This window comes from Achromobacter sp. 2789STDY5608615 (assembly GCF_001298995.1).
Classification (GTDB): Bacteria; Pseudomonadota; Gammaproteobacteria; order Burkholderiales; family Burkholderiaceae_B; genus Achromobacter; species Achromobacter insuavis.
Map to the genome: position 1 here is coordinate 54,381 of NZ_CYTY01000001.1, position 1,255 is coordinate 55,635.

Consider the following 1,255-nt stretch of genomic DNA (forward strand, 5'->3'; position numbering starts at 1 on the left):
AAGCCGAGCAGGCCCTGTCGTACCTGGACACCGCTGACCGCATGGAGCAGCGCCTGGGCAAGTACCTGAACAGCGAAGCGGTGATGCCGAAGCTGCACAAGGTGCTGGCCGACGCCGGCATCGGTTCGCGCCGCGAGATGGAAGAGTTGATCGTCGCCGGTCGCGTCTCGGTCAATGGCGAGCCGGCCCATATCGGCCAGCGCGTGGCCCCGAACGACCAGGTGCGCGTCAATGGCAAGCCCATCATGCGCACCAATACCAAGAAGCCGCCGCGCGTGATCCTGTATCACAAGCCGGCGGGCGAGATCGTCAGCCATGACGATCCGGGCGGCCGCGCCAGCGTGTTCGCGCGCCTGCCCAAGCTGCGCACCGGCAAGTGGCTGTCGGTCGGCCGCCTCGACCTGAATACCGAAGGCCTGCTGATCTTCACGACCTCGGGCGACATGGCCAACCGCATCATGCACCCGCGTTACGGCACCGAGCGTGAATACGCGGTGCGCGTGCTGGGCGAGATGGACGAGGCCCAGCGCCAGTCGCTGGTCGACGGCATCGAGCTGGAAGACGGCGTGGCCGCGTTCGGCGCGCTCGACTACCTGGGCGGCGACGGCAGCAACCGCTGGTACCGCGTCACCCTGCAGGAAGGGCGCAACCGCGAAGTGCGCCGCATGTTCGAGGCGGTGGGCGTGACGGTCAGCCGACTGATCCGTACCCGCTTCGGCGACGTGGTGCTGCCGCGCACGCTGCGCCGTGGTCGTTGGGAAGAACTCGACGCCTCGCTGGTCACCGCGCTGATGGTGCAGCTGGGCCTGTTGCGCGAAGACGACGAATCTGGCGGCAAAGGCCGCCGTTCCAAGCAGCCGCAGTCGCATGACAGCGCCTTGCCCCCGGGCTTCGGCACGATGGATCGCAATGGCATGAATGGCGCCCGTATCGGCCGCCGCGGCAAGATCCAGGGCGGCCGCGTCGGCAGCGCTGGTCAGGCGGCGGCATGTCCGTCCGATCCTTTCGGCACCGGCCTGATGATCGCTGGCGGTTACGCCAATGGTCACCCGCTGGCGGGCGAAGCCAGCGGCAACCGCAAGGGCGGCAAGCCCGCGGGTGGCCGCGGCGCGGCGGGTGGTGGCGCGGGCGGCGGCGGCAAGCCGGGCGGCCGTGCGGGTGGCAAGGCGGGCGGCGGCGGCAAGCCGCGTGGCGCGCGTGCGGCATCCGCCAATGGTCCGGCCGCGGCGACGGGTGCGGTGGACGCGCCGGCGGG

The 1,255-nt window shown here is 70.6% G+C and carries 1 protein-coding gene; it reads left to right on the top strand.

Annotated features, from left to right (window positions below; all coding sequences use genetic code 11):
• On the top strand, positions 1 to 1,255 hold a 1,255-nt coding region (gene rluB / locus AOZ49_RS00270), incomplete at both ends, for a 23S rRNA pseudouridine(2605) synthase RluB (RefSeq protein WP_231690216.1).